Annotated in this window: 28 protein-coding genes and 3 pseudogenes; 14 read left to right on the top strand and 17 right to left on the bottom strand. The window is 60.2% G+C overall.

Annotation, left to right across the window (positions count from 1 at the left end):
- Positions 1-62: 62 nt before the first annotated feature.
- From ACSAMW_RS12150 to ACSAMW_RS12130, 5 genes are all read right to left on the bottom strand, one after another.
- Positions 63-761 carry an OmpW/AlkL family protein gene (locus tag ACSAMW_RS12150; RefSeq protein WP_500590551.1) on the bottom strand — a complete coding sequence of 233 codons (699 nt, stop codon included), beginning with the start codon at positions 759-761 and terminating at the stop codon, positions 63-65.
- A gap of 117 nt (positions 762-878) precedes the next feature.
- Positions 879-1,364, bottom strand: coding sequence for a DUF3299 domain-containing protein (locus ACSAMW_RS12145; RefSeq protein ID WP_500594030.1), 486 nt, complete (start codon positions 1,362-1,364; stop codon positions 879-881).
- A gap of 41 nt (positions 1,365-1,405) precedes the next feature.
- On the bottom strand, positions 1,406-2,671 hold the full coding sequence (locus ACSAMW_RS12140) for an ABC transporter permease (RefSeq protein WP_500590550.1): 1,266 nt from the start codon (positions 2,669-2,671) through the stop codon (positions 1,406-1,408).
- Positions 2,671-3,378, bottom strand: coding sequence for an ATP-binding cassette domain-containing protein (locus ACSAMW_RS12135; protein WP_500590549.1), 708 nt, complete (start codon positions 3,376-3,378; stop codon positions 2,671-2,673). The genes ACSAMW_RS12140 and ACSAMW_RS12135 overlap by 1 nt, the downstream gene beginning before the upstream one ends.
- A gap of 2 nt (positions 3,379-3,380) precedes the next feature.
- Positions 3,381-3,959 carry a DUF2796 domain-containing protein gene (locus ACSAMW_RS12130; protein WP_500590548.1) on the bottom strand — a complete coding sequence of 193 codons (579 nt, stop codon included), beginning with the start codon at positions 3,957-3,959 and terminating at the stop codon, positions 3,381-3,383.
- 113 nt (positions 3,960-4,072) lie between these two features.
- On the opposite strand from ACSAMW_RS12130, the gene ACSAMW_RS12125 reads away from it, so the two are divergent.
- Positions 4,073-4,423, top strand: a complete 351-nt coding sequence (locus ACSAMW_RS12125) for a hypothetical protein (protein ID WP_500590547.1) — start codon at positions 4,073-4,075, stop codon at positions 4,421-4,423.
- Here the strand turns inward: ACSAMW_RS12125 and trxA are convergent.
- The 3 genes from trxA to ACSAMW_RS12110 all read right to left on the bottom strand — a co-directional run bounded on the left by trxA (position 4,417) and on the right by ACSAMW_RS12110 (position 6,484).
- Complete coding sequence (trxA, locus tag ACSAMW_RS12120) at positions 4,417-5,289, bottom strand: thioredoxin (protein ID WP_500590546.1); 873 nt, start codon at positions 5,287-5,289, stop codon at positions 4,417-4,419. The two genes, ACSAMW_RS12125 and trxA, sit on opposite strands and share 7 nt — an antisense overlap.
- Before the next feature lie 61 nt (positions 5,290-5,350).
- Positions 5,351-6,019: a class I SAM-dependent methyltransferase gene (locus ACSAMW_RS12115; protein ID WP_500590545.1), complete on the bottom strand. Its 669-nt coding sequence runs from the start codon at positions 6,017-6,019 to the stop codon at positions 5,351-5,353.
- Positions 6,020-6,484 (bottom strand): YbaY family lipoprotein, encoded by a 465-nt coding sequence (locus ACSAMW_RS12110; protein ID WP_500590544.1) that lies wholly within the window; start codon positions 6,482-6,484, stop codon positions 6,020-6,022. It abuts the gene before it with no gap.
- 130 nt (positions 6,485-6,614) lie between these two features.
- On the opposite strand from ACSAMW_RS12110, the gene nrdR reads away from it, so the two are divergent.
- The 10 genes from nrdR (at position 6,615) to ribA (ending at position 14,073) form a co-directional block, all read left to right on the top strand.
- Entirely contained in the window at positions 6,615-7,079 is a 465-nt protein-coding gene (gene nrdR / locus ACSAMW_RS12105) for a transcriptional regulator NrdR (RefSeq protein ID WP_168085150.1), read from the top strand.
- Positions 7,076-8,215 (top strand): bifunctional diaminohydroxyphosphoribosylaminopyrimidine deaminase/5-amino-6-(5-phosphoribosylamino)uracil reductase RibD, encoded by a 1,140-nt coding sequence (ribD, locus tag ACSAMW_RS12100; RefSeq protein WP_500590543.1) that lies wholly within the window; start codon positions 7,076-7,078, stop codon positions 8,213-8,215. Before nrdR ends, ribD begins: the two co-directional genes overlap by 4 nt.
- 23 nt (positions 8,216-8,238) lie before the next feature.
- A complete protein-coding gene (locus ACSAMW_RS12095; protein ID WP_168085148.1) occupies positions 8,239-8,898 on the top strand; it encodes a riboflavin synthase in 660 nt (219 codons plus the stop codon).
- Between the two features lie 17 nt (positions 8,899-8,915).
- Positions 8,916-10,007, top strand: a complete 1,092-nt coding sequence (gene ribBA / locus ACSAMW_RS12090) for a bifunctional 3,4-dihydroxy-2-butanone-4-phosphate synthase/GTP cyclohydrolase II (protein WP_500590542.1) — start codon at positions 8,916-8,918, stop codon at positions 10,005-10,007.
- 82 nt (positions 10,008-10,089) lie between these two features.
- Positions 10,090-10,566 (top strand): 6,7-dimethyl-8-ribityllumazine synthase, encoded by a 477-nt coding sequence (ribH, locus tag ACSAMW_RS12085; RefSeq protein WP_168085146.1) that lies wholly within the window; start codon positions 10,090-10,092, stop codon positions 10,564-10,566.
- Positions 10,563-11,060, top strand: a complete 498-nt coding sequence (nusB, locus tag ACSAMW_RS12080; RefSeq protein ID WP_500590541.1) for a transcription antitermination factor NusB — start codon at positions 10,563-10,565, stop codon at positions 11,058-11,060. Before ribH ends, nusB begins: the two co-directional genes overlap by 4 nt.
- A 4-nt stretch (positions 11,061-11,064) precedes the next feature.
- Positions 11,065-12,036 carry a thiamine-phosphate kinase gene (gene thiL / locus ACSAMW_RS12075; RefSeq protein WP_500590540.1) on the top strand — a complete coding sequence of 324 codons (972 nt, stop codon included), beginning with the start codon at positions 11,065-11,067 and terminating at the stop codon, positions 12,034-12,036.
- Entirely contained in the window at positions 12,033-12,536 is a 504-nt protein-coding gene (locus ACSAMW_RS12070) for a phosphatidylglycerophosphatase A family protein (RefSeq protein ID WP_500590539.1), read from the top strand. The genes thiL and ACSAMW_RS12070 overlap by 4 nt, the downstream gene beginning before the upstream one ends.
- 39 nt (positions 12,537-12,575) lie before the next feature.
- Entirely contained in the window at positions 12,576-13,358 is a 783-nt protein-coding gene (locus tag ACSAMW_RS12065) for a substrate-binding periplasmic protein (protein WP_500590538.1), read from the top strand.
- Positions 13,359-13,482: 124 nt separating this feature from the next.
- Complete coding sequence (ribA, locus tag ACSAMW_RS12060; protein WP_500590537.1) at positions 13,483-14,073, top strand: GTP cyclohydrolase II; 591 nt, start codon at positions 13,483-13,485, stop codon at positions 14,071-14,073.
- Between the two features lie 100 nt (positions 14,074-14,173).
- Here the strand turns inward: ribA and dxs are convergent, their stop codons facing one another.
- The 5 genes from dxs to ACSAMW_RS12035 all read right to left on the bottom strand — a co-directional run bounded on the left by dxs (position 14,174) and on the right by ACSAMW_RS12035 (position 18,513).
- Positions 14,174-16,072, bottom strand: coding sequence for a 1-deoxy-D-xylulose-5-phosphate synthase (gene dxs, locus ACSAMW_RS12055; RefSeq protein WP_500590536.1), 1,899 nt, complete (start codon positions 16,070-16,072; stop codon positions 14,174-14,176).
- A gap of 263 nt (positions 16,073-16,335) precedes the next feature.
- Entirely contained in the window at positions 16,336-17,223 is an 888-nt protein-coding gene (gene ispA, locus ACSAMW_RS12050; RefSeq protein ID WP_500590535.1) for a (2E,6E)-farnesyl diphosphate synthase, read from the bottom strand.
- A complete protein-coding gene (locus tag ACSAMW_RS12045; RefSeq protein ID WP_500594029.1) occupies positions 17,220-17,462 on the bottom strand; it encodes an exodeoxyribonuclease VII small subunit in 243 nt (80 codons plus the stop codon). The genes ispA and ACSAMW_RS12045 overlap by 4 nt, the downstream gene beginning before the upstream one ends.
- A 70-nt stretch (positions 17,463-17,532) precedes the next feature.
- Positions 17,533-17,973, bottom strand: coding sequence for a DUF421 domain-containing protein (locus tag ACSAMW_RS12040; protein ID WP_500590534.1), 441 nt, complete (start codon positions 17,971-17,973; stop codon positions 17,533-17,535).
- Between the two features lie 15 nt (positions 17,974-17,988).
- Positions 17,989-18,513 (bottom strand): hypothetical protein, encoded by a 525-nt coding sequence (locus tag ACSAMW_RS12035; protein WP_500590533.1) that lies wholly within the window; start codon positions 18,511-18,513, stop codon positions 17,989-17,991.
- On the opposite strand from ACSAMW_RS12035, the gene ACSAMW_RS12030 reads away from it, so the two are divergent.
- Both ACSAMW_RS12030 and ACSAMW_RS12025 read left to right on the top strand, forming a co-directional pair.
- Positions 18,425-18,907 carry a PLD nuclease N-terminal domain-containing protein gene (locus ACSAMW_RS12030; protein WP_500590532.1) on the top strand — a complete coding sequence of 161 codons (483 nt, stop codon included), beginning with the start codon at positions 18,425-18,427 and terminating at the stop codon, positions 18,905-18,907. The genes ACSAMW_RS12035 and ACSAMW_RS12030 overlap by 89 nt on opposite strands.
- 236 nt (positions 18,908-19,143) lie before the next feature.
- Positions 19,144-19,356, top strand: a complete 213-nt coding sequence (locus ACSAMW_RS12025) for a hypothetical protein (protein ID WP_168085135.1) — start codon at positions 19,144-19,146, stop codon at positions 19,354-19,356.
- 235 nt (positions 19,357-19,591) lie between these two features.
- On the opposite strand, the gene darG is transcribed toward ACSAMW_RS12025, so the two are convergent.
- From darG to ACSAMW_RS12010, 3 genes and pseudogenes are all read right to left on the bottom strand, one after another.
- Positions 19,592-20,680 carry a type II toxin-antitoxin system antitoxin DNA ADP-ribosyl glycohydrolase DarG gene (gene darG, locus ACSAMW_RS12020; RefSeq protein WP_500590531.1) on the bottom strand — a complete coding sequence of 363 codons (1,089 nt, stop codon included), beginning with the start codon at positions 20,678-20,680 and terminating at the stop codon, positions 19,592-19,594.
- 48 nt (positions 20,681-20,728) lie between these two features.
- Positions 20,729-20,968: pseudogene (locus tag ACSAMW_RS12015) on the bottom strand (DarT ssDNA thymidine ADP-ribosyltransferase family protein); the annotation flags it as partial.
- A pseudogene (locus tag ACSAMW_RS12010) lies at positions 20,965-21,088 on the bottom strand (DarT ssDNA thymidine ADP-ribosyltransferase family protein); the annotation flags it as partial. The pseudogenes ACSAMW_RS12010 and ACSAMW_RS12015, both read right to left, overlap by 4 nt.
- Positions 21,089-21,093: 5 nt before the next feature.
- Between ACSAMW_RS12010 and ACSAMW_RS12005 the strand changes: the two are divergent.
- Positions 21,094-21,371: pseudogene (locus ACSAMW_RS12005) on the top strand (integrase core domain-containing protein); the annotation flags it as partial.
- A gap of 247 nt (positions 21,372-21,618) precedes the next feature.
- Here ACSAMW_RS12005 and ppa read toward each other — a convergent pair.
- Positions 21,619-22,146 carry an inorganic diphosphatase gene (ppa, locus tag ACSAMW_RS12000; protein ID WP_500590530.1) on the bottom strand — a complete coding sequence of 176 codons (528 nt, stop codon included), beginning with the start codon at positions 22,144-22,146 and terminating at the stop codon, positions 21,619-21,621.
- Positions 22,147-22,243 lie beyond the last annotated feature (97 nt).

Below are 22,243 nucleotides of genomic sequence, written 5' to 3'. Positions count from 1 at the left end.
TCGACCGGTCCTACAGGCCATGTACGGCAGGGTGCATGTGGCTGCTGGCGAAGGCTCTGATATTAAAACTTGTACCCTAACCCCACCATATACACCCAGGGGTCCACATCCACGTTCACCTTGGTACGGCCTACACCCAAGGCTGTGGGGCCATCCACACTGGCCTTGGTATTGATGTCGGCATACCACACGGCGGCGTTGAACATCAGGTGGTCGGTCAGCATGTAGTCCAGGCCTACCTGGCCAGCCAAGCCAATAGAGTCCTGCAGCTTGAGGTGACTAAAGCCTTGGGCCTTGCGTTCACTGCTCAGGTCTTCATCGAAGAACATCGTATAGTTCACGCCAACCCCGGCGTAGGGCTGGAAGCGCGACGTTGGGGCCATGGGGTAATACTGGAGGGACAGGGTAGGGGGCAGTTGTTTGATATCGCCCAGCTTGCCATCCAGCCCATCGATGCCTGTGGCGTTGCTGATACCTTTCACGCCAACCCTGTGCTGGAAAGGCGTGGCTGCCAACAATTCGATACCGACGTGGTCGGTCAGCATGTAGGCGAAGGCCAGTCCCAGTTGGGTGTCGCCATCGAGCGTAGCCTTGGTGCCACTGATACGCGCGCCATCGAGTTTGAGCTCGCCGCTGTCCTCGGCGGGTGACACCTTTGCGGCGCCAGCGCGGATGATAAGGTCCCCGGCCTGGTGGGCGAAGGCGGTAGGGGTAGCCAGTGCCAAGGCAAGCACAGCGGCACTGAGGGCAGACGTTTTCATGACAGCTCCATGGGTAGGCGAATGCGTTCAATCCTGAACGCCCCTCCCTTACCGACTATTGATCCAGATCAATAACGGCACTATCGCTGTCTGCGGCGCTGTGTCGCACCAGGTGCTCTAGTCCGGCAGTTCGTAGGCAAAAATCTTTTCCGCCTCCATCTGGTAGCCCGCTTCGGCCAGCTCGCTGCTACTGGCCTTGACCTGCATCGGGCCTTCGATCCAGTAGGGCTGGTACAACTCTTCTACCTTCACACCCAGCTCGCTGGTCACATGAACGATCTGGTTGGAAGGCGGAGGGGGCACATGGATGCAGGCGCCGTAGTAGGGCACCAATAGGAAGTCTGTGGTACGCCCTTCTTCGTTGACCTCCAGCGGTACGATGTAGCCGGGCAACCTGACCAGTTGGCCATCCAAGGCCTTCACCACCGGTGAATGGGGGGCCAGCTGATGGGCGGCTGGGGCCGCTTCGGCTAACCCTGTGCCTAGCTTGGACAGGTCATGCATAGGGGTGAGCACCGGGGCGATTTTTGGTGCGTCCGGCGGTACCAGTGCCTCCCAGGTCAATACACGAATCGGTTCGGCATAGGCCGTATTTATGACCATTAGGAAGGCGAGCAATAGGCGGCGCACAGGTGATTCAACTCCTAAAGATGGACCGTCAGGCCGTCAGCCAACGATTGCCGGTAGGCCCGCCAGGCGGGAATGGCCCCGATCAGGAGAGCAGCGCCGAATACCAGCCCCAGTAGCGCACATTCATAGGCGCTAGGTAGCGTAAGTGGCAGGTATAGCCCATAGCTGGCCTGCACATAACCCTGCGCGCAGGCGATGCTCACATACAGCAGCGCTACGCCGGCCATGATGCCCGCCGCTGCTAGCGCGCCGGCCTCTGCAACCAGTAACAGAGCGATCTGCCAAGGCCGCGCACCCACCGAGCGAAGGATAGCCATTTCCCGGCGGCGTTCATTGAGGCTGGTGAGAATGGCCGTCAGCATGCCAATCAAACCGGTGAGCACGACAAACAACGACACAACGAACAGTGCCTGCTCTGCCGTACCCATCAGGCTCCACAGCTCCTGCAAGGCCACGCCTGGCAGAATGGCCAATAACGGTTCGTCCAGGTAGTCGTTCACCTCACGCTGCAAGGCAAAGGTGGTCACTCGGTTCTTGAGGCCTATCAGCATGGCCGTGATCGCCTTGGGCGTGAGGTCCATGGCGCGTGCCTGGTCTGCGCTGATACGTTCGGCACCCCGTGCGGGCATGCCGTTGTGCCAGTCCACATGAATCGCCTCCATGCCGCCCAGGCTGATATGCAGCGTACGGTCCACAGGGGTACCCGTACGCTTGAGAATGCCTACCACCGTGAAGGGCTTGTCGTCATGCTTGACCAGGCTGATGGCGGCAACACCGTGGGCCAGTACCAAATGATCGCCCAAAGCGTAATGGAGGGCGTCGGCCACCTCGGCGCCTAGCACCACTTCGAACGGGTCGTTGGCGAAGGCGCGGCCTTGCGCCAGTTCAAGGGCCTGGCCATGGCCATAGTGGTAATGCTCAAAGTAGTTGTGATCGGTGCCCATCACACGGTAACCCCGGTGGGAATCACCCAGGGAAATCGGAATGGCCCACTTTACCCGCGGGTCTTGGGCATAGTGTTCGAAGCTGCTCCAGCGAATGTTGTTCGTGGCGTTACCGATGCGGAATACCGAATACAGCAAGAGGTTGATCGAGCCGGAACGGGCGCCGATGACCAAGTCCGTACCGCTGATGGTGCTGGCAAAGCTCGCGCGCGCCTCGGTGCGAACACGCTCCACAGCCAGCAACAGGCACACGGAAACTGCAATCGCGAAGGCGGTCAGTGCGGCGGTGAAACGGCGGTTGGCCAGGCTTGCCAGGGCAAGGCGTAGTAACGGCATCAAGCCTCCCGGGCGCGCGTGGCGCGATTCAGGTCCATGAGGGATTCAGCCCGATCAAACAACGGTGCCAGGCTCTGATCGTGGCTTACGAACAGCAGGCCAGCACCGCCGGCCTGGCATTCTTCAAACAGCAGGCGCAGGAAGGCTTCCCGCGCATCACTGTCCAGTGCCGACGTGGGCTCGTCGGCGATCACCAGTTCTGGCTGGCCAATCAGGGCGCGGGCAGCGGCCACACGCTGCTGCTGGCCAATGGACAAGGCATCGGCGCGCCGGTCAAACAGCGAGCTGGGCAGGCCTAGCCGCTCCAGCAAGGTATCGGTGGCCTTTTCCAGGCTGCCATGGCGTTGCTGTGCGCGGGCCAAGCGCAGGGTGGAGAAGCGACACGGCAGGCGTACGTTTTCGCGAACCGACAGAAAAGGCAGGAGGTTGAACTGCTGGAAGATATACCCGGTGTGGTCCACTCGAAAGCGGTCGCGCGCGCCTTGGCGGAGCTGAGCCAGGTCCTGGCCCAGCAGCCGTACCTGCCCTCGATCAGGCAGTTGAACGCCGCCAAGCAACCCCAGCAGCGTGGTTTTGCCACTGCCGCTCGGGCCGCGCAAGAACAGGCTTTCACCTGTGCCTAGCTCAAGGGCAGGCAGGTCGAGCAACTCTGGCTGCCCTGGCCAGGCATAACCCAGGTTGTGCAGTTCGATCAACGCCGCCGCCATGTTCAGAACACCAGTGTGCTGTTGTCAGGTGTGGCTTCAACGCCCACTTGGCCGTTGGCGGTAATGGCCTGCACCAGCACTTTATGGGTCGCGGGGAAGGTGGTGAAGAAGCGGCTCAGGTCCAGGCGCTTCAATGCTTCAGGATGCTCGCAGGTGAACTGGAAGTGCCCGTCTACATCGCTATGCTCGTGGTGATGGCCGTCGCCGTCATCTTCATCGTCATGGCCAGCAGGTTCTGCAGCGGCGTTACCGAACAGTGGGCTGGTCAGTTCCTGGTGCGTGGCGCTGCACTTGGCAGCCGGGGGCAGGTTGAACAGCTGAACAGGCGCTGCCAACTGTGCACGCGCCTTCGCAATGGCGGCACGGTCGGCGTCGGTGCTAGGTGCGTGCTCGAACCCCACCAGGTTCATGCCGGGGCTGTCCAAGTCCAAGGCAAGGGTTTGGCCATCTAGAGCGACATCCAGCCGCGCCGTGCCGTGCTCATGGGGCGCTAGCGTGGCATGGGCATGAGCAGGCTCAGTGGCAGCGTGTGCAAAGGCGGGCACTAGTGAGAGTGAAAGGGCGAGCAGGGCGTGGCGCATGGGGGAAGTCCATCAGGAGTATTTGGTTATGTTATAACGGCTTTGCTTCTCCGGCTAGGGCTTACCCGAAAGCTTCATGTTAAGGTCGCTGCCATGGGCTATGGGGGGAACGCATGATCAGAATCACGGGCACGATCGGCCAATGGCCGATAGACCTCAACATAGACATGGGTGAGGGTGATTGGGCGCAACTGAAGGCCGCCCTGGATAATACACAGGTGGTGGCTACGCCTGCCGCGCCCGAGCCACGCCCAGCCGCTACCGACGCTGTGTGGCAGAACGCGTTGGCGCTGGTCAAGGCCAGCGGGCAGATCAGCGGGCCAGCGTTGTTCGAGCAACTGGAAGGGCTGACAGGTAATGCGGCAGCCGGCAAACGGCTGTTGGTACGGCTGCGTCACTGTGATCAGGTGCAGGTGGTGAGCGGCGCCGATGCACCGCTCTATACCTGGGCAGGCGGTCAGTAAAGGGCGGCGAACAGCTTGCGGCGGTAGGTGGTGACCAAGGGATGATCATTTCCCAGCAGGTCGAATACTTGCAGCAGCGTTTTGTGGGCAAGGCCTTCGTTGTAGCTACGGTTGCGCTGGAACAGTTTAAGCAGGCCGTCCAAGGCACCCTCGTATTGCTGACGCGCAAGTTGCCGGATTGCCAGCTGGTAGGCCGCTTCGTCGTCTTGAGGGTTCTGGGCCAGGCGGCTTTTCAGGTCTGCAGCATCCGGCAGGTCGCCGGCCTGGCGCAGGAAGGTCAATTGGGCTTTTGCCCCCGCCAATGCAGCCTTGTGTTCGTCACCGGTCACGGCGCTCAGTACAGTTTCAGCTTCGGCTAGCTCATTGCGCTCTGCCAGGCAACGGGCATACAGGATCAAGGCGGCCATGTGGCTGTTGTCCGCGCTTAGCAGGCCTTGCAACGCCACTTCGGCCTCGCTGTAGCGGCCCTCTGCAAACAAGGCTTGGGCATGCTCAAAGGGATCGGCCGCAATCGGCGCGGGTTCTGCCACATGAGGCTCAAGCATGGCCCGAATAGCCGATTCCTGTTGCGCACCGGCGAAGCCATCCACGGGTTGGCCGTCCTTGAACAGCACCACGGTAGGCAAGCTGCGTACACCAAACATGGCAACTACTTGCTGTTCAACGTCGCAATTGACCTTGGCCATCAGTAGCTCGCCCTGGTAGCCCTCGGTGATTTTTTCCAGCACGGGCATCAAGGCCTTGCAGGGTGCGCACCAGTCGGCCCAGAAATCCACCAATACGGGCTGGTCGAATGATTTTTCGATGACCTCCTGCTGGAAGTTCGCATCGGTGGCATCGAAAATGTAAGCGGTGGCCTGACTCATGGTGACTCTCGAAGAAGACATGATTGGCGACACTATAATGGCTGCCGTGGCCGGCTGAAAGTCACGGCCGCTGGCCGTGGTACAGGCTTACCTGGCGAAACGCTTCAGGTTCAGCCAGGTCCGGCAGCGTCATGGCTTGAAGGTGTGCCAGCCGGGTATAGCACGGGTGGCTAAGGTCTCGAATGCGAGAGTCGGCCACCAGTGCCTGCGGGGCGCGTTCCAGAAAGGCAGCCAGCAGCGGCAGGTTTTCCCGGTCGTACAACACATCGGCGGCCACTATTAGGTCGAAGCTGGCCAGGTCGAAGCTGTCGCCGGCAGAAAAAGCGTTGTCGCGGTATTCAAGCGTCACGCGATTAAGCGCTGCATTGGCTCGGCAGGCCTCTAGGGCGATAGGGTCCAGGTCGCAGGCCACCACGCCGGCAGCCCCTGCACGGGCTGCTGCGATGGCTGCCACGCCTGACCCGGCGCCGAAGTCCAATACCCGCTTGCCTTGTACCCAATAGGGGTGCTGGGCGATGAAGCGTGCCAGGGCCAGGCCACTGGCCCAGCAGAAGCTCCAATAAGGCGGCGTGTCCAGCACCCGCTGGGTTTCCTCGCGGCTGAAAGGCCGGTCCATGTTGGCAGGGTCCAGCAACCAGAGATGCAGCCCTGTACCCGGCAAAGCGACCTGCGCAAGCCGGGCCTCCCCTAGCAGTTCAGCCAAGGCGCTGTGCAGGTGTTCAAGGGGCATTCAAGGGGCCTTGGTCATTTCCAAGGTGCCCAGCAGTTGCGTGGTAGGGCCGCCGATCTGCCTTGGCGTGAGGTGCAGAATCAGCTGGCCAGACTGGCTGGCGCGGCCGCGCAGTTCAACACGAGCATTTTGAGGGAACGCATCGGGGTTGAAGCGCAGGCGGAAGGGCAGCGGCTGGCCCGTACCGGCCAGTGTGGTATTGGCCAGCAGTTGCTGAGGCCGGCCCCGTTCGTCTACGACCAGCAGGGCCAGCTCCACCTCGGCACCACGAGGAATGGTGGTGAGGGTGCCGCTGAGTTCACGCTGATAAGCGGGCAAAGGCCCAAGGGGCTCCGGGTCGCGTATATCCGGGGCGGGGGCTTTGGCTGCCGCAGGCGCGGGGGCGGGTGGCGGCTTGGTGGGCTCGCTGGAGCAGGCGGCAAGCAGGCCGACGCAGCAGAGCAAGGCAAGTGAACGTACTGTCATGGGAAGCCTGTTCCTGTAGGCATGAAACCAGCGCGTCATCGCGCCTGGCCTGTATACCTGAAACCCAAGGCTGTGTCTGCGCCGGGCGATGCGCTAACATTGTTCTCCCTTCCAGAACGTACCGGCCACCATGCACTGTCCTTTCTGTGCCGCCAACGACACCAAAGTCATTGATTCGCGACTGGTCGCAGAAGGCGAGCAGGTCCGCCGCCGCCGCGAATGCCTGGCCTGTGGCGAGCGCTTCACAACCTTCGAAACCGCCGAGCTTGTGCTGCCTCGCCTGATCAAGCAGGACGGCAGCCGTCAGCCTTTCGACGAAGACAAGCTGCGTGCAGGCATGCAGCGGGCTTTGGAAAAGCGGCCTGTCAGCATCGAGCGGATCGAAGCTGCGCTGGGCCATATCAAGGGGCAACTGCGTGCCACGGGAGAGCGTGAAGTGAAATCGATGGTGGTGGGCGAATGGGTGATGGCCGAGCTGCGCAAGCTGGATGAAGTCGCCTATATCCGCTTCGCCTCGGTGTATCGCCGCTTCCAGGCGCTAGACGAATTCCGGGAAGAACTGGACCGCTTGGCCAGGGAGCCCGCTGCCAAATGAACAGCGTGACCCAAGATGCTGTGGACCGTCGTTTCATGGCCCGCGCGCTGGAACTTGCGCGCCAGGGCCTGTACTCCACTCACCCCAACCCACGTGTGGGCTGTGTCATCGCCCGCGGTGACGAAACAGTAGGCGAGGGCTGGCACGTACGGGCGGGCGAGCCCCATGCTGAAGTGCATGCACTGCGGCAGGCCGGCGAAGCGGCTCGGGGCGCGACCGCCTACGTGACCCTTGAGCCCTGTAGCCACCATGGCCGCACGCCGCCCTGTGCAGACGCATTGCTGGCGGCTGGAGTAGGGCGGGTGGTCGCTGCCATGCAGGACCCGAACCCTCAGGTCGCCGGTCAAGGGTTGGCCCGGCTGGCCGCAGCCGGGGTCACAGTGCAGGCTGGCGTGCTGGAGGCTGAGGCCCGGGCGATCAACCCAGGCTTTATCAAGCGTATGGAACAGGGCTTGCCTTTTGTCCGGGTCAAGCTGGCCATGAGCCTGGATGGCCGAACGGCCATGGCCAACGGTGAGAGCCAATGGATTACCGGGCCGGATGCCCGGCGTGCGGTTCAACGCCTGCGGGCTCGTTCCAGTGTGGTTATTACCGGCGCAGATACGGTCATGGTCGATGGCGCGCGCTTGACCGTACGAGCGGCTGAGCTGGGCCTGCCGCCAGCTGCAACGGCCTTGGCAACCAGCCGGTCCCCCACGCGGGTGTTGGTCGATGGTCGCTTGCGTGTACCCACTACAGCCCCCTTTTTCGCCGCTGGCCCATCGCTGGTGGTGTGTGCCCAGCCGCCGGCTGATTCTGCCGCCTATCAGGCGGTCAGCGCTGAGTTATTGGCACTGCCCGGTTCAAGCAGCCAGGTAGCCCTGCCACAGTTATTGCGTGAACTCGCGCGGCGCGGCGCCAACGAAGTATTGGTAGAGGCCGGCTCGCGCCTGGCGGGCGCCTTTGCGCAGGCGGGGCTGGTAGATGAATACCACGTGTTTATGGCGGCCCTGTTCATGGGGTCCAGCGCACGGCCTTTGCTGGACTGGCCCCTGGCCCATATGGCCGAAGCACCAGCGCTCAAGATTGTGCACATGCGAGCGGTGGGCGACGACTGGCAGGTCATTGCCGTGCCAGCGCCAGCCCGCCCCGTATAATTCCCGTTTTCCCGGAGGTTTTCATGTTTACCGGCATCATCGAATCCATTGGCAGCATCCGCGCCCTCACGCCCAAGGGCGGTGACGTGCGCGTTCACGTGCATACCGGCAAGCTGGACCTGGGCGATGTGAAGCTGGGCGACAGCATTGCCGTCAATGGCGTGTGCCTCACTGCTGTGGAACTACCCGGTGATGGTTTCTGGGCTGATGTGAGTCGCGAAACCCTGGACTGTACCGCCTTCAACGATCTGAAGGCTGGCAGCCCGGTCAACCTTGAAAAGGCCCTGACCCCTAGCAGCCGGCTGGGTGGTCACCTGGTCAGTGGGCATGTGGATGGCGTAGGTGAAGTCGTTGCCCGCAGCGATAATGCCCGCGCTGTGCAATTCACCGTGCGAGCCCCGAAGGAACTGGCCAAGTACATCGCCCACAAGGGTTCCATTACCGTGGATGGCACCAGCTTGACGGTCAATGCCGTCAATGGCGCCGAATTCGAGCTGACCATTGTGCCTCACACGCTGGCCGAGACCGTAATGGCCGACTACCGGCCAGGGCGCCGCGTCAACTTGGAAGTCGACCTGCTGGCCCGTTACCTGGAGCGTCTGCTGCTGGGTGACAAGGCCGCCGAGCCCGGGCAGGGCGGGATCACCGAAGGCTTTCTTGCCGCCAATGGCTACCTCAAATAACACCAAGGGGGTGCCGCGTGGCGCTCAACACGATTGAAGAACTGGTAGAAGACATTCGCCAGGGCAAGATGGTCATCCTGATGGATGACGAAGACCGCGAGAACGAAGGCGACCTGATCATGGCCGCCGAATGCTGCCAGGCCGAGCACATCAACTTCATGGCGCGGTTTGCCTGTGGCCTGATTTGCATGCCCATGACCCGCGAGCGTTGTGAAACCCTGAAGCTGCCACTGATGGCCCCTCGCAATGGTTCAGGTTTCGGCACCAAGTTCACCGTCTCCATCGAAGCAGCCACCGGCGTGACCACGGGCATTTCTGCAGCAGACAGGGCACGGACCGTACAGGCTGCTGCGGCCAGAGGCGCTGTAGCCGACGACATCGTCAGCCCAGGGCATATCTTCCCGCTGATGGCCCAGCCGGGGGGAACACTTGCACGTGCCGGGCATACCGAAGCGGCCTGTGACCTGGCCCGTATGGCCGGGTTCGAGCCCGCGGGGGTGATCTGCGAGATCATGAACAATGACGGCACCATGTCGCGCAGGGCCGAGCTGGAAACCTTTGCCGCCGAGCATGGGATTCGCATCGGTACCATCGCCGACCTGATCCATTACCGCATGATCCACGAGCGTACCGTGGCGCGGGTGTCCGAGCGGCCGCTGGACACCGACCTGGGGCCGTTCAACCTGGTGACCTACCGGGATTCGGTCGAAGGCGATGTGCACATGGCCCTTACCCTGGGGAAAATCCAAGGCGAGGAGCCTACGCTAGTGCGCGTCCACAATATGGACCCCCTGCGTGACCTGCTCATGGTGAGACAGCCAGGGCGCTGGAGCCTGCGGGCAGCCATGAGCCGGGTGGCTGAGGCCGGCGCAGGTGTGGTGCTGTTGCTGGGGCATGCGCCCGATGGCGACCGCTTACTGGCGCATATCCGTGAAGTGACCGAACATGCGCCGCCCAAGGCCCTTACTACCTACAGCACCATCGGTGCCGGTTCGCAGATATTGCGCGACCTGGGCGTGCGCAAGATGCGCCTGATGAGTTCGCCAATGAAGTACAACGCGATATCCGGATTCGATCTGGAAGTTGTAGAATACGTGCCCTCCGAATAAACAGGCCCCTTGCCTGCTTTTGGACTTTACTTACCCACAGGCCGCTTCACGCGGCCTGGCTCTTTAAATACGAGACCGCCGAATGACCCTGAAGACCATCGAAGGTACCTTCATTGCCCCACAAGGGCGCTATGCACTGGTAGTTGGCCGCTTCAACAGCTTTGTTGTGGAAAGCCTGGTCAGCGGTGCGGTTGATGCACTGGTTCGCCACGGCATCAATGAAAGCGATATCACGGTTATCCGTGCCCCTGGCGCATTCGAAATCCCGCTGGTAGCACAAAAGGTAGCCCAGCGCAGCGAGTTCGACGCCATCATTGCACTGGGTGCAGTCATTCGTGGCGGCACGCCGCATTTTGAATACGTTGCTGGCGAATGCACCAAGGGCCTGTCCCAGGTGTCCATGGAGTTTGGTGTGCCCGTGGCGTTCGGTGTGCTCACCGTAGACTCCATCGAGCAGGCCATTGAGCGTTCCGGTACCAAGGCAGGCAACAAGGGCGCTGAGGCAGCTTTGTCTGCTCTGGAAATGGTCAGCCTGCTGGCGCAGTTGGAGGCCAAGTGATCAACGACGAAAACGAGCAGTTCAACCCTCGGGAAGCCAAGGACCCTGCTGCTGCGAAAAGCAAGACCGCGAAGCGCCGCGAGGCCCGCAAGATGGCCACCCAAGCCTTGTATCAATGGCAATTGGCTGGGCACTCGCTCAACGAAATCGAAGCGCAGTTTCGTGTGGACAACGACTTCAGTGATGTAGACGGTGCCTACTTCCGCGAGCTGCTGCACGGCGTACCATCCAACAAAACCGAAATCGATGAAGCCCTTGCGCCCTGCGTGGACCTGACGCTGGACGAGATGGACCCGGTCGAGTTGGCGGTGCTGCGCCTGTCTACGTTCGAACTGCTCAAGCGAGTGGACGTGCCTTACCGAGTCGTCATCAACGAAGGTATCGAGCTGGCCAAGATCTACGGCGCCACAGACGGTCACAAGTTCGTCAATGGCGTGCTGGACAAGCTGGCGCCGCGCCTGCGCGCGCCCGAAGTCAAAGCGCACAAGCGCTAAGGCCGTGGCGCTAGGGGAGTTCGAGCTGATCCGCCACTACTTTGCGGCGGCAGCCTGCGCACGTACCGTAAACGGCGTGGCCTTGGGTATCGGCGACGATTGCGCGTTGCTTGGGCTGCCTGAAGGCGAACAGCTGGCCGTCTCTACCGACACCCTTGTGGAAGGTGTGCATTTTCCACAGGGCGCGCCTGCGCACCGGCTGGGGCAACGAGCGCTCGCCGTTGCGGCCAGCGACCTGGCCGCCATGGGGGCAACACCGATTGGGTTCACCCTGGCCCTGACGCTGCCGGCCGTTGCCCCTGCATGGCTGCAGGCCTTCGCCGAAGGGCTGGACAGCATGGCACTGGCGTGTGGCATGCAGCTGGTAGGGGGGGACACCACCCGTGGGCCGTTGAGCCTGACCCTTACTGTTTTTGGCAGTGTACCCGTGGGCCAGGCGATGACCCGCCAAGGCGCTCGCCCTGGCGACCTGCTATGCGTGGGTGGAACGTTAGGCGAGGCCGCAGGTGCATTGCCGCTGGTATTGGGTGAGTGCACTGCTGCAGCGGCTGTCAACGACCTGCTGCTCGAACGTTACTGGGCACCACAACCTCAGTTTGCCTTGGGCCTGGCACTGCGAGGCCTGGCAACGGCTGCCCTGGACATTTCCGATGGCCTGCTGGCGGACTGTGGCCACATCGCGGCGGCTTCGGGCGTAGCACTTGAAATAGAACAATCAAGCGTGCCGTTGTCAGATGCCGTATGTGCCTTCGCTGGCAGCCCTGCTGCTTTGCAAGCGGCGCTGAGTGGAGGCGACGACTACAGGTTGGCGTTCACATTACCCGCTCAGCACCTTGAGGCATTGCGTCTACAGGGCCACACGCCCTTCGTGATCGGCAAGGCTCTGGCAGGCAGCGGCGTACGTCTGCTTGATGAACGGGGCAGGCAGATCACGCCCCGCCAGTTGGGCTATCAACATTTTCGGGAGCAACCGTGACAGACCATCCGAACCAGGTACCTGCGGAGTTTGTGCCACCTTCAGTGTGGCGCAATCCGTGGCATTTTCTCGCGTTCGGCTTTGGCTCGGGTACCCTGCCCAAGGCACCAGGCACCTGGGGCTCATTGGTAGCGCTGCCCTTCATCCCGCTATGGCAGATGCTGCCCGATTGGGGGTATTGGCTGGTACTAGGGTTGACCATGCTGTTCGGCTTCTGGCTATGCGGCAAGGTCGCCGATGACCTACGTGTGCATGACCACGAAGGCATTGTATGGGACGAAATGGTCGGCATGTGGATTACCCTTTGGCTGGTGCCTGAGGGCTGGTACTGGCTGATCATAGGGTTTCTGGTATTCCGGTTCTTCGATATTCTCAAGCCGTGGCCCATTCGCTGGATCGACCGGCATGTGCATGGGGGCATCGGCATCATGCTGGACGATGTGCTTGCCGGTGTCTTTGCCTGGCTGGCAATGCAAGGGCTGGTACAGCTATTGGCCTGACCCTGGCATAAACACGGATCGCGCCAAATGGAGTAGGCAATGTTCAAGTGGGTGGCGTCATTGTTGTGCGGGCTTCTGGCCACTGGGCTTGTCAGCGCGCAGGCGGCCAAGGCTGTACCGGCGTCTGGCACCGTTGCCATTGTCAGCGATGCCTGGGAGGACTACACCGGCGCTGACGGTACCGGGCTAGGGTGGGACCTTATGCGCACCATTTTTGAGCCAGCCGGCTATGAAGTGGTATGGCGGATCGAACCCTACCTCCGGTCCGTAGGCTTGGTGCAGCGTGGCGAGGCCGATGCCTGGGTGGGGTCTTACAAGGATGAGCAAGATTGCCTGTACCCCCGCTGGCATTACGACACTGACCATATCTATGCCTTGAGCCTGGCCAGGCTGCCAGCACCGACCCCTACCACGCTGGGCGACTACCGCCTGGCCTGGGTGCGTGGCTACGAGTTCCAGCGTTACTTGCCCTCGGCAAAACAGTATGAAGAAATACACCGCCGGGATGGCATTCTCGAAATGCTCAAGCGCGGTCGTGCCGATTACTACATCGATGCCGAGCAGGAGATGGATTACATCCAGCAGCAAGCGCCAGACCCGATGGCCTACAAAATGACCCACTTGATCGACTTGCCGCTGTACCTAGGTTTCACAAACAGCGCGAGGGGCCTTGAATTACGCGATGTTTTTGATAGGCGTATGGACGAACTGGTTGCCAATGGCCAGCTACGCGCCATCTACAAGCGTTGGAAAATGCCTTATCCCTTTGAGCGGGAGCCCACCAAGCACACTGACGGCCGGGCTGATAGAGCACATCGATAGGTAAGGTCAATTATTCGGGCTAAGCCACGCTCAGGTGCAGATGTTACAATGTGACATCTTCTCCGCGCCGCTACCTTTGAAGGCGTGGCCACGAACATTTTCCCTACTTAGATAGGAGCACAAGGTGCCAGTCGCTTTTGTCGCCGCTTCCAAACTGCCTACGCCCTTCGCTACCTTCACGATGCATGGGTTCCTTGAGGAAGCCACCGGGCGTGAACATGTCGTACTCAGCTTGGGTGATATCGCCGATGGCCAGCCTGTGCTTGGGCGTGTGCACTCCGAATGCCTCACAGGCGATGCGTTATTCAGCCAGCGCTGCGACTGCGGCTCGCAACTGGAGGCTGCCTTGCAAGCCATTGCGCACGAAGGTCGCGGTGTATTGCTGTACCTGCGTCAGGAAGGCCGGGGTATTGGCCTGATGAACAAGATCCGTGCCTATGAGTTGCAGGACCAGGGTGCCGACACCGTGGAAGCGAATGAACGCCTTGGCTTTGCCGCTGACCAGCGGGATTACACCATCTGCCAACCGATGCTGGCGCATCTGGGCGTGAGTTCACTACGGCTGATGACCAACAACCCTCGCAAGGTCAAGGCCATGACTGATATGGGTATCAAGGTAGCTGAGCGTGTTCCGTTGCACACAGGCCATAACCCGCACAACAAGTACTACCTGGCAACCAAGGCTGGCAAGCTTGGGCACATGATGGGCAATTAACCCAAGCAGCCTTGGTCATTTCCAGGCCCGCCCCTACTAGGCAGGCGGGCGGGAATGCCGCCCGCTTGTGTAGGGGTAACCCCAGGCTGTAACGGGCACTTCAGCCCGCTGAGGCCTGCAGCCTCGCCTGAATGGCCTTTTCGATCCCGGCTTCGTCCAGGCCGCACTCAGCCAGCATTTGCCCAGGCTTGGCGTGTTCCACATAGGTGTCTGGCAACCCCAAGTGCAGCAAGGGTACGCACAGGCCCTGGCTGGCCAGGAATTCGCCTACTGCTGAACCCGCTCCCCCCATGACGGCGTTTTCTTCGAGGGTGGCGATCAGTGAATGCTGGCTAGCCATCTCGCGGATAACCGCTTCGTCCAGCGGTTTCACAAAACGCATGTCCACCACCGTGGCGTTCAAGCGCTCTGCCACCGCCAAGGCCTCGGTCAATTGCACACCGAATACCAGTATCGCCACGCCTTCACCGCGCCTGCGTACCACGGCTTTGCCGATCTCCACGGTATCCAGCCCAGGCGCCAGTGCAGCGTTGGGCCCGGTACCACGGGGGTAGCGTACGGCCGCCGGCCCCACATGTTGGTAACCCGTGCTCAACAGCAGGCGCAGCTCGTTTTCATCACTGGGTGCCATGATGACCAGGCCCGGTATGCAGCGCAGGAACGAAAGGTCGAAACTGCCGGCATGGGTAGGGCCGTCTTCACCTACCAGCCCCGCGCGGTCGATGGCGAACAGTACATCCAGGCCTTGTACGGCCACGTCATGAACCAGTTGGTCGTAGCCCCGCTGTAGGAATGTAGAGTAGATCGCCACTACCGGCTTGATGCCATCGCACGCCAGGCCTGCCGCCAGGGTCACCGCGTGCTGCTCAGCAATAGCGACGTCAAAGTAACGCTCGGGAAAACGTTCGCTGAACGCTACCAGGTCCGAGCCCTCCTTCATTGCGGGGGTGATACCGACCAGGCGCTTATCCGCTTCGGCCATGTCGCACAGCCACTGGCCGAACACGGCAGAGTACTTGGGCCCAACTGGCTTTTTGACCGGCGCTATCACTGGCACCAAGGGGTCAAGCTTGGTAATGGCGTGCCAACCGATGGGATCAGCCTCGGCCGGGCCGAACCCCTTGCCTTTCTTGGTGACCACGTGGAGGAACTGCGGCCCCTTGAGGTCCCGCATGTTGCGCAGCGTGGCGATCAATGTAGGCAAGTCATGGCCGTCGATAGGCCCGATGTAGTTCCAGCCCAGTTCCTCGAACAACGTACCTGGCACCAGCATGCCCTTGGCATACTCCTCGGTGCGGCGGGCGATTTCCCAGGCCCCAGGCAGGCGGGACAGCACCTTCTTTCCGCCTTCACGCATACTGGCATAGGTGCGGCTGGACAGGATTTTCGCCAGGTAATTGGACAGCCCACCCACGTTACGGGAAATGGACATGTCGTTGTCGTTCAGCACAACCAGCATGTTGGCATTGACTTCAGGCGCGTGGTTGAGCGCTTCGAATGCCATGCCTGCGGTAAGTGCGCCATCACCTATCACGGCGATAGCCTTGCGCTCGCTGCCTTGCAGGCGGGCAGCAATGGCCATGCCCAGTGCCGCACTGATAGAAGTGCTGGAATGCCCTACGCCAAAGGTGTCGTAAGGGCTTTCACTGCGGCGAGGGAACGCGGCAAGGCCGTCTTTCTGACGCAGGCTATGCATACGTTCCCGGCGGCCGGTCAGTATCTTGTGTGGGTAAGCCTGGTGGCCTACATCCCATACGAGGCGATCTTCGGGGGTGTCGAACACATAGTGCAGCGCGATGGTCAGCTCGATCACGCCCAGGCCGGCGCCGAAATGGCCGCCTGTCTGCCCTACGGTATAGAGCAGGTCCTGGCGCAGTTCATCGGCCACGCCTTCAAGCTCGGCTTCGCCCAGCCGTCGCAGCCCAGCCGGCGTATCGGCCTGGTCTAGCAGCGGGGTTGACGGGCGCTCACGGGGAATCTCTTGGAACGTCGTAGGCATCAGGCGGATCGTTTTGGAAGCCATAAAGGGAAAGAGTTTACCCTAGGCTGTGTACGAAATGTTCTGACGCGAAGGTCAGGCAAGGCGAAAACAGCTGAGGAAGCGAATTTAAGCGTTGTAAATGAGTATTCCGAGCCTGGGCGGCCCCAGCTGTTTTCAACGCAGCATTACCAAGTGTCAGGACTTTTCGTGCATAGCCTAAGGCGGAGAGCTGTAGGAATCTGGCTTACCCGTGATAGCACATCCGCGGGCAAGCCAGGCCGTCAGTTGCGGCGATCGACGATATAGCGCGCCAGCGCCCGCAGCGGTTCGGCACTGCTCGAAAAAGGCTGCAAGGCATGAAGGGCTTGGTCACGCAACTCATGGGCATAGGCCTTGGCCACGTCCATGCCTAACAGGGCGGGGTACGTCGGCTTGTCGCGGGCAATGTCTGCCCCCTGGCGTTTGCCCAGTGTCGCGGTATCGCTTTCAACGTCCAAGATGTCGTCCTGCACCTGGAACGCCAGGCCCACAGCGCCTGCATAGGCCTTCAAGGCACTCAGGTTCTGCGCGTTGGCACGCTCACTGGCCAGTGCGCCTAACACGACACTTGCTTCAATCAAGGCACCGGTCTTGTGCCGATGCATCTGCTCCAGGGCCGCCTGGTCCAGCTTCAGCCCTACTGAACCCAGGTCAATGGCTTGGCCTCCGACCATTCCGGCAGGGCCTGCACCCATGGCAAGGGCGCGGACCATCTGCAATCGGGTGCCGTCACTCAGCCTGCCAAGGGCCGTATCACTCAAGGCCGCGAACGCCATCGCCTGCAGCCCGTCTCCGGCCAATATTGCGCAGGCTTCGTCAAAGGCTTTGTGTGTAGTGGGCTGGCCACGCCGCAAGTCGTCGTCGTCCATGGCCGGCAAATCGTCATGTACCAGTGAATAGGCATGAATGAGCTCTACAGCACAGGCTGCACCATCGGCATTGGCTGCTTCCCCTCCCAAGGCTTCACAGGCACCGTACACCAGCAAGGGGCGAACGCGTTTTCCGCCATTCATCACGCTATAGCGCATGGCCTCGTACAGCCTTGCGGCCTCTGCCAGGTGTGGCACGAACAAGTGGGCAAGGGCCCCGTCTACCCGTGCCTGGCATTGCGCCTGGTAGCGCGCGATCATTGAGCGTCGTCCACGTCCAGTGGTGCTTCCACCAACTGCCCGTCGCGCTCCAGCAACTGCTGCACCTTGACCTCGGCCGCCGCCAGCGCGTCCTGACAATCACGGGTCAGGCCGATACCTTGCTCGAAGGCGGTGAGCGAATCTTCCAGAGACAATTGCCCGTTCTCCAGGCGCTCTACCAACGTTTGCAGGTCGGAGAGGGATTGCTCGAAGTCCAGAGCGGTTTTCTTTCGGGCCATGGTGGCGGTCTCGGCAGTCTTGATCAACCGCGCGACGTTAGCAGAGCGGGGCAAGGGGGGCAAACCGACGCTAGTGTTTGATGATGGAAATGCTGCCATTACGCTCCAGGATCGCATAGCGGATATCTTCCATACGCTCTACGCCTTCATTGGCGCGAGCGTTCTCCATGATGTCATCCTCAGTCAGGCGTGCCTTGGCCAGGCGCTTTTTCAGGGGCTTGCCGTTTTCCACAAGAATCATGGCGCTGTCATCCATGAACCGCGCCAAGCCATCGAACCGTTGCTTGGCCAGCGAAAACCCTACATCCATGGCAATCAGTGTGCTGATGATCAGTACCGCGTTGGTGAACGAAAAATCGTCCCCCAGTAACGCTTGCTGGGTCGCTTCGCCAATAATCAGCAGCAGAACGAAGTCGAAGGTGGTCAGCTCCATCAGCGAGCGGCGGCCAGCAATCTTGAACAGGATGATCAGCGCGATGTACATCGCGCCTGCGCGCAGGGCCGCGTCCATGGGAAGCTCCGAATGTCAGGGGTAGATGAATCGAGGAATCGCCAGTTGGGCGCCGGATGGCAGCGCATCAGAGGAAAGCGAGATAGTGCCGCGGTACAGCCCTACGCCATCGCTGCGCAAGGTGAGGTACAGCGTGGCGATACCGGTCGAGTCTGTGCGTACCGGGATTACCAGGTCTCGCCCCTCGCTGTGCGAAGGCCCGTTGATGGGGTGTACCGCTTCCAGGGTTACTCCTTCCAGCAGGCGTGCGCCGACGTGCACCTGCACGGCCTGGTCAGGTTTGCCCTTGGCTGTGACGATCAGCGTGTCCTGGGCGCCATTACGGCTGAAACGCTCGTATTCAACCCGCAATGAGCCATCTGGGCTTGAAAGGTCCCTGGAGGACAGCGGGCCCTTCGAGAACAGGCCCAGCAGCGTCAGGGCAACCACCAGCAGTAGCCCGTACCAGCCTATGCGTTCGATTGTCCAGGCACGTTGCTGCCGTTGCATGTTTTCGGCAACCGGGTACGTACGGTTGGTAAATTCGTTCTGGTCTTCCATGGTTACCCCTATGAGGCCTGGCTATTGGAGGGGTGCCTGGATGAAGCGTTCCGCAGCGGCCGCCAGGTGCCATTCGTCCGGCATAAATCAGGCGAGTGGGAACCATCGCTTGTCGCAGGCGCCGACAGTAGTAACTGGCGGCACCGCCACCCCCACCCTGGCATTGAGGAATGTAACCATGGACTCCTTACTCTCCGGCCTGATAAGCCTTGCAATCCTAGTAGCAGACATCTGGGCAGTCGTGAGCGTCTGGCGCAGCGAAAAATCCTCTGGTACCAAACTGGGTTGGACGCTGTTGATCTTTATCCTTCCCGTCGTAGGTCTGATCATATGGGGCATCATGGGACCACGCGCTATCGTGCCGCCAACTTCCCCTACGCACAGCAAAGGCTGAGGACAAGGAGGGTCGAATGCGCTGTAAGGTAAATTCCGACAACCGGTGCAGCGAATTTTCTGCCCGCTGTGATGGTTGTCACAGTTCTCCAGGCCACGGAAATCGCGGCCTTTGATCTTCTGCCTACATTAGCCGCTTGCGGCAATGAGGATGAATCTCAAGAAGCCCGTAGTAGAGGGCTCAAGCATGGTCTACAGTGCAGCTTAACAATAAGAAACAGTAGAAGGATGTTTGCCATGCTTGACTACAAGAAAACTCATCGCTGCCTTCTTGCCGACGTAGCCTCTGGTCAATCTACCCATCGCGGGCAGCTGACCCAGACCTTGCAAGCCCTGGTACTGGGGGGCTTTCTTCGCAGTGAACGCGTGTACGACCCGGAACGGGCCATCGTGTTCAGGCTCACATTGACCGCTGCAGGGCATGAATACCTCGCAGGGTTGTGGCATTGAAGTTTACTGGAACCCCAGGGCCGGCAGGATGCCGGCCTTTTGCTGTCTGGGCTGGCAGCATGCAAGGTTCAGTCGAGCAATAGTGGTGTTCCGCCGTGCCAGCGCCTTGCTCAAGTACACTCAGGTTGAAAGCTGTTTCGGCTTGGGGGCTTGAAGATAAAGGGGTAGACAGGAAGCGTTTTGACAAACGATTAGTTCGAAGACAATGAGCTAAGCGCAAAAAAATTGGCATCCCCTAGCTAATAGCAATATCAGGCCTGAAACTACTGGAGGTAAGGCGCTTGAGCGCAATACCAAGCGCCTGGTCGTCGAACAGCCTGCTTTTGCGCGCAGCAGCACCGGCGCCGCCATCCCAATGCATCAGGGATTCGCGCAGAGCCGGAACAGTCGGGGAGATTCCCTCCTCGCTTAGCAACCAGTCAACCGTTGCCAACAGTTCCATACCAAAGGGCGACTCAAAGCCATCGATCAGCTCGACGGTGCGTTCCAACGCTTGAGCATACTCTTTGGCTTCTGTTTTAAGATAGGTTTGCAAAAAGGACTTACGCTCTTCGTCAAACCAGATCACATCACTGATCCCCGCATCACTAATGCGTTTGTTGCAATGCAGATAGCTACCATCGAGATTATTTAGCAAATGCTCCAGTCGATGGGCATACGGACCAAATTTATGAGCTACAAACTTAAGGCCCAGAGGATTTTCCCTATCCGGCTGCTTTCCTATGGCGCGCTCTAGGAACCAGGCCAGCTTCTGGATTTCGAGCAGGCTGCATTCCATACCTAAAACCCAATAGCGTCGTACCAATTCGGCAATGAGCGCACGGGCAGGCGTGAGCTTTTCCACTCCGCTACGTTTAGCCACATTCAGATACTGGCTAGAAGGTTCGAATACTAAGACATCCACATCCAGATCACTTAACACAGCAGTAATCTGTTCGCGAACTTCTGGCCATTTCAAGCCACCGTTACCGGCGCCCAATGGTGGCACGGCTATAGACTTAACCTGATTTTCAATCAAGAAACGTCGCAGATCTTGCAGGCCTTCCTTCACCCAAGCCATCTGGGAAGGTGATCGCCAATGGCGCTTGGTAGGGAAGTTTACGATCCAGCGGGGGCCTTCCAGTTCATTGACTGCAGTTACGTAAACTTTGCCTGTCTCGACTTCGCCTGCCCTACAGGCAGCTGAGTACAGACGATAATTCTCGGCGAAGCGTTCTTTGAACATCAGCGCGATACCTTTACCCATCACGCCAACGGTGTTCACCGTATTGACAAGGGCTTCGGTCTTGGCTTCTAAAAGGTTGCCTTGGGTAAATCTGATCATTGGAAATACCATCCCGGACGCGCATGAACAGCCAACGTCAGACCTCTAGACAGAGAAGGGGGTGAAATAGAAGGGTACGTAGTCGGCCAGTACCCCACCTGGTGCTATCGGGACGTGCCTGGATCGGCGCTTGTCGATCAAGTCAGCGTTGCCAATGTTCACGTACTGCGGTGCCTGTACATCCGAATTTGCGCAGTGCAGACCATTGTCCAGAATCCAGGGCAGGTTATCGCGCTGGACGATACGCCAAATCAGAGCCTTTTCTGGATTGAGTCTGCTGTAGATCATCTACGGAACATTCCCGGGTTCACGGTGATACGTACCTTAACACCTGCCTCGCGCATTTTTTCCGTGCAGCGTGCCTCGACCTCGGAATCTGGTACAGAAAAGCATGGCAAATTCTTTCGGATGCCAGCCGTAGCTTCCGCCAGCGGCTGTGGCGCTACCGGACAACTGAGAACATGAGCCGACGGGGAACTGCTATGACAACACGCCCACGGAGCGGCTGTTTGGGAGCTTGAAAACGGAATGGATACCGACGGTGGGTTACATGACGGCAGCGCTGGCCGAGCAAGATATCGGGCGCTATCTCATGCAGCGGTACAACTGGACAAGGCCGCATCAACACAACGGCTTCGTGCCGCCGGCTGTTGCAGAAGGAAAACTCAATTCTGTGTCCGGGAATTGGTGACCACTATAGTCAGAGACAGTGTTTCATATGGACCTTGCATTCTGCGCGGCTTGCAGGCATTAAAAAGCCGGCTTGTGGCCGGCTTCTCGTCGATAGGTCTGGCCTGTTTTTGGCAGGCCTTACCCATCTGCAAAAGGGTAGGGTGCTGCTGCGCTAGGCAGTAGCGGGCAAGCAGGCGGGTAGCCGGGTTGCCGAGCGGGAGCGCGAGTGGCCCCTGCTGCAAGGGGCCACACAATAGCGCAATCGCTTAGTCTTTGTAAGCCGCTACCGCCTTGGTGATTTCAGCGCGGGCTGCATCAGCATTGCCCCAGTCCTTCAGCTTGACCCACTTGCCTGGCTCCAGAGCCTTGTAGTTCTCGAAGAAGTGCTGGATCTGCTGCAGCAGCAACGGGGGCAGGTCGGTGTATTCCTTCACGTCCTTGTACAGCTGGGTCAGCTTGTCGTGAGGTACGGCCAATACCTTGGCATCGCCGCCGCCTTCGTCGTCCATCATCAGCACGCCAACCGGGCGAGCGCGAATGACCGAGCCAGGTACCACGGGGTACGGGGTCACTACCAGCACGTCCAGCGGGTCGCCGTCATCGGCCAGGGTGTTGGGGATGTAGCCGTAGTTGGCTGGGTAGAACATAGGGGTAGCGACAAAACGGTCAACGAAGAGCGCGTCGCTGTCCTTGTCCACTTCGTATTTGATCGGCGCATGGTTGGCCGGGATCTCGATAACGACGTGGATGTCGTTCGGCAGGTCCTTGCCGGCTGGGATTTTGCTGTAGCTCATCAATAGTGCTCCCGTTAAGTCGGATCGTTGGCCAGTGTCTGGCAAAGTGGCGGGATTATAGGCACATCCCGTTGCAGGTGCCACGCTAGGACCATGG

Source organism: Pseudomonas sp. AB39(2026) (assembly GCF_059831485.1).
The sequence above is the reverse complement of the archived record's forward strand: the minus strand, read 5'-3'. Positions and strand labels throughout refer to the sequence as shown.

Excerpts from the sequence above, each read along its gene's own strand:
- ribH (WP_168085146.1), top strand. The coding sequence starts at position 10,090 with ATGACCCTGAAGACCATCGAAGGTACCTTCATTGCCCCACAAGGGCGC.
- ACSAMW_RS12110 (WP_500590544.1), bottom strand. The coding sequence starts at position 6,484 with ATGACAGTACGTTCACTTGCCTTGCTCTGCTGCGTCGGCCTGCTTGCC.
- dxs (WP_500590536.1), bottom strand. The coding sequence starts at position 16,072 with ATGCCTACGACGTTCCAAGAGATTCCCCGTGAGCGCCCGTCAACCCCG.
- ribD (WP_500590543.1), top strand. The coding sequence starts at position 7,076 with ATGAACAGCGTGACCCAAGATGCTGTGGACCGTCGTTTCATGGCCCGC.
- ACSAMW_RS12130 (WP_500590548.1), bottom strand. The coding sequence starts at position 3,959 with ATGCGCCACGCCCTGCTCGCCCTTTCACTCTCACTAGTGCCCGCCTTT.
- ACSAMW_RS12065 (WP_500590538.1), top strand. The coding sequence starts at position 12,576 with ATGTTCAAGTGGGTGGCGTCATTGTTGTGCGGGCTTCTGGCCACTGGG.
- ACSAMW_RS12125 (WP_500590547.1), top strand. The coding sequence starts at position 4,073 with ATGATCAGAATCACGGGCACGATCGGCCAATGGCCGATAGACCTCAAC.
- ACSAMW_RS12030 (WP_500590532.1), top strand. The coding sequence starts at position 18,425 with ATGCGTTCGATTGTCCAGGCACGTTGCTGCCGTTGCATGTTTTCGGCA.
- ACSAMW_RS12040 (WP_500590534.1), bottom strand. The coding sequence starts at position 17,973 with ATGGACGCGGCCCTGCGCGCAGGCGCGATGTACATCGCGCTGATCATC.
- ACSAMW_RS12140 (WP_500590550.1), bottom strand. The coding sequence starts at position 2,671 with ATGCCGTTACTACGCCTTGCCCTGGCAAGCCTGGCCAACCGCCGTTTC.
- ACSAMW_RS12135 (WP_500590549.1), bottom strand. The coding sequence starts at position 3,378 with ATGGCGGCGGCGTTGATCGAACTGCACAACCTGGGTTATGCCTGGCCA.
- ACSAMW_RS12145 (WP_500594030.1), bottom strand. The coding sequence starts at position 1,364 with ATGGTCATAAATACGGCCTATGCCGAACCGATTCGTGTATTGACCTGG.
- trxA (WP_500590546.1), bottom strand. The coding sequence starts at position 5,289 with ATGAGTCAGGCCACCGCTTACATTTTCGATGCCACCGATGCGAACTTC.
- nrdR (WP_168085150.1), top strand. The coding sequence starts at position 6,615 with ATGCACTGTCCTTTCTGTGCCGCCAACGACACCAAAGTCATTGATTCG.
- ACSAMW_RS12115 (WP_500590545.1), bottom strand. The coding sequence starts at position 6,019 with ATGCCCCTTGAACACCTGCACAGCGCCTTGGCTGAACTGCTAGGGGAG.
- ACSAMW_RS12150 (WP_500590551.1), bottom strand. The coding sequence starts at position 761 with ATGAAAACGTCTGCCCTCAGTGCCGCTGTGCTTGCCTTGGCACTGGCT.
- ispA (WP_500590535.1), bottom strand. The coding sequence starts at position 17,223 with ATGATCGCGCGCTACCAGGCGCAATGCCAGGCACGGGTAGACGGGGCC.
- ACSAMW_RS12045 (WP_500594029.1), bottom strand. The coding sequence starts at position 17,462 with ATGGCCCGAAAGAAAACCGCTCTGGACTTCGAGCAATCCCTCTCCGAC.
- darG (WP_500590531.1), bottom strand. The coding sequence starts at position 20,680 with ATGATCAGATTTACCCAAGGCAACCTTTTAGAAGCCAAGACCGAAGCC.
- ACSAMW_RS12025 (WP_168085135.1), top strand. The coding sequence starts at position 19,144 with ATGCTTGACTACAAGAAAACTCATCGCTGCCTTCTTGCCGACGTAGCC.
- ACSAMW_RS12095 (WP_168085148.1), top strand. The coding sequence starts at position 8,239 with ATGTTTACCGGCATCATCGAATCCATTGGCAGCATCCGCGCCCTCACG.
- ACSAMW_RS12035 (WP_500590533.1), bottom strand. The coding sequence starts at position 18,513 with ATGGAAGACCAGAACGAATTTACCAACCGTACGTACCCGGTTGCCGAA.
- ppa (WP_500590530.1), bottom strand. The coding sequence starts at position 22,146 with ATGAGCTACAGCAAAATCCCAGCCGGCAAGGACCTGCCGAACGACATC.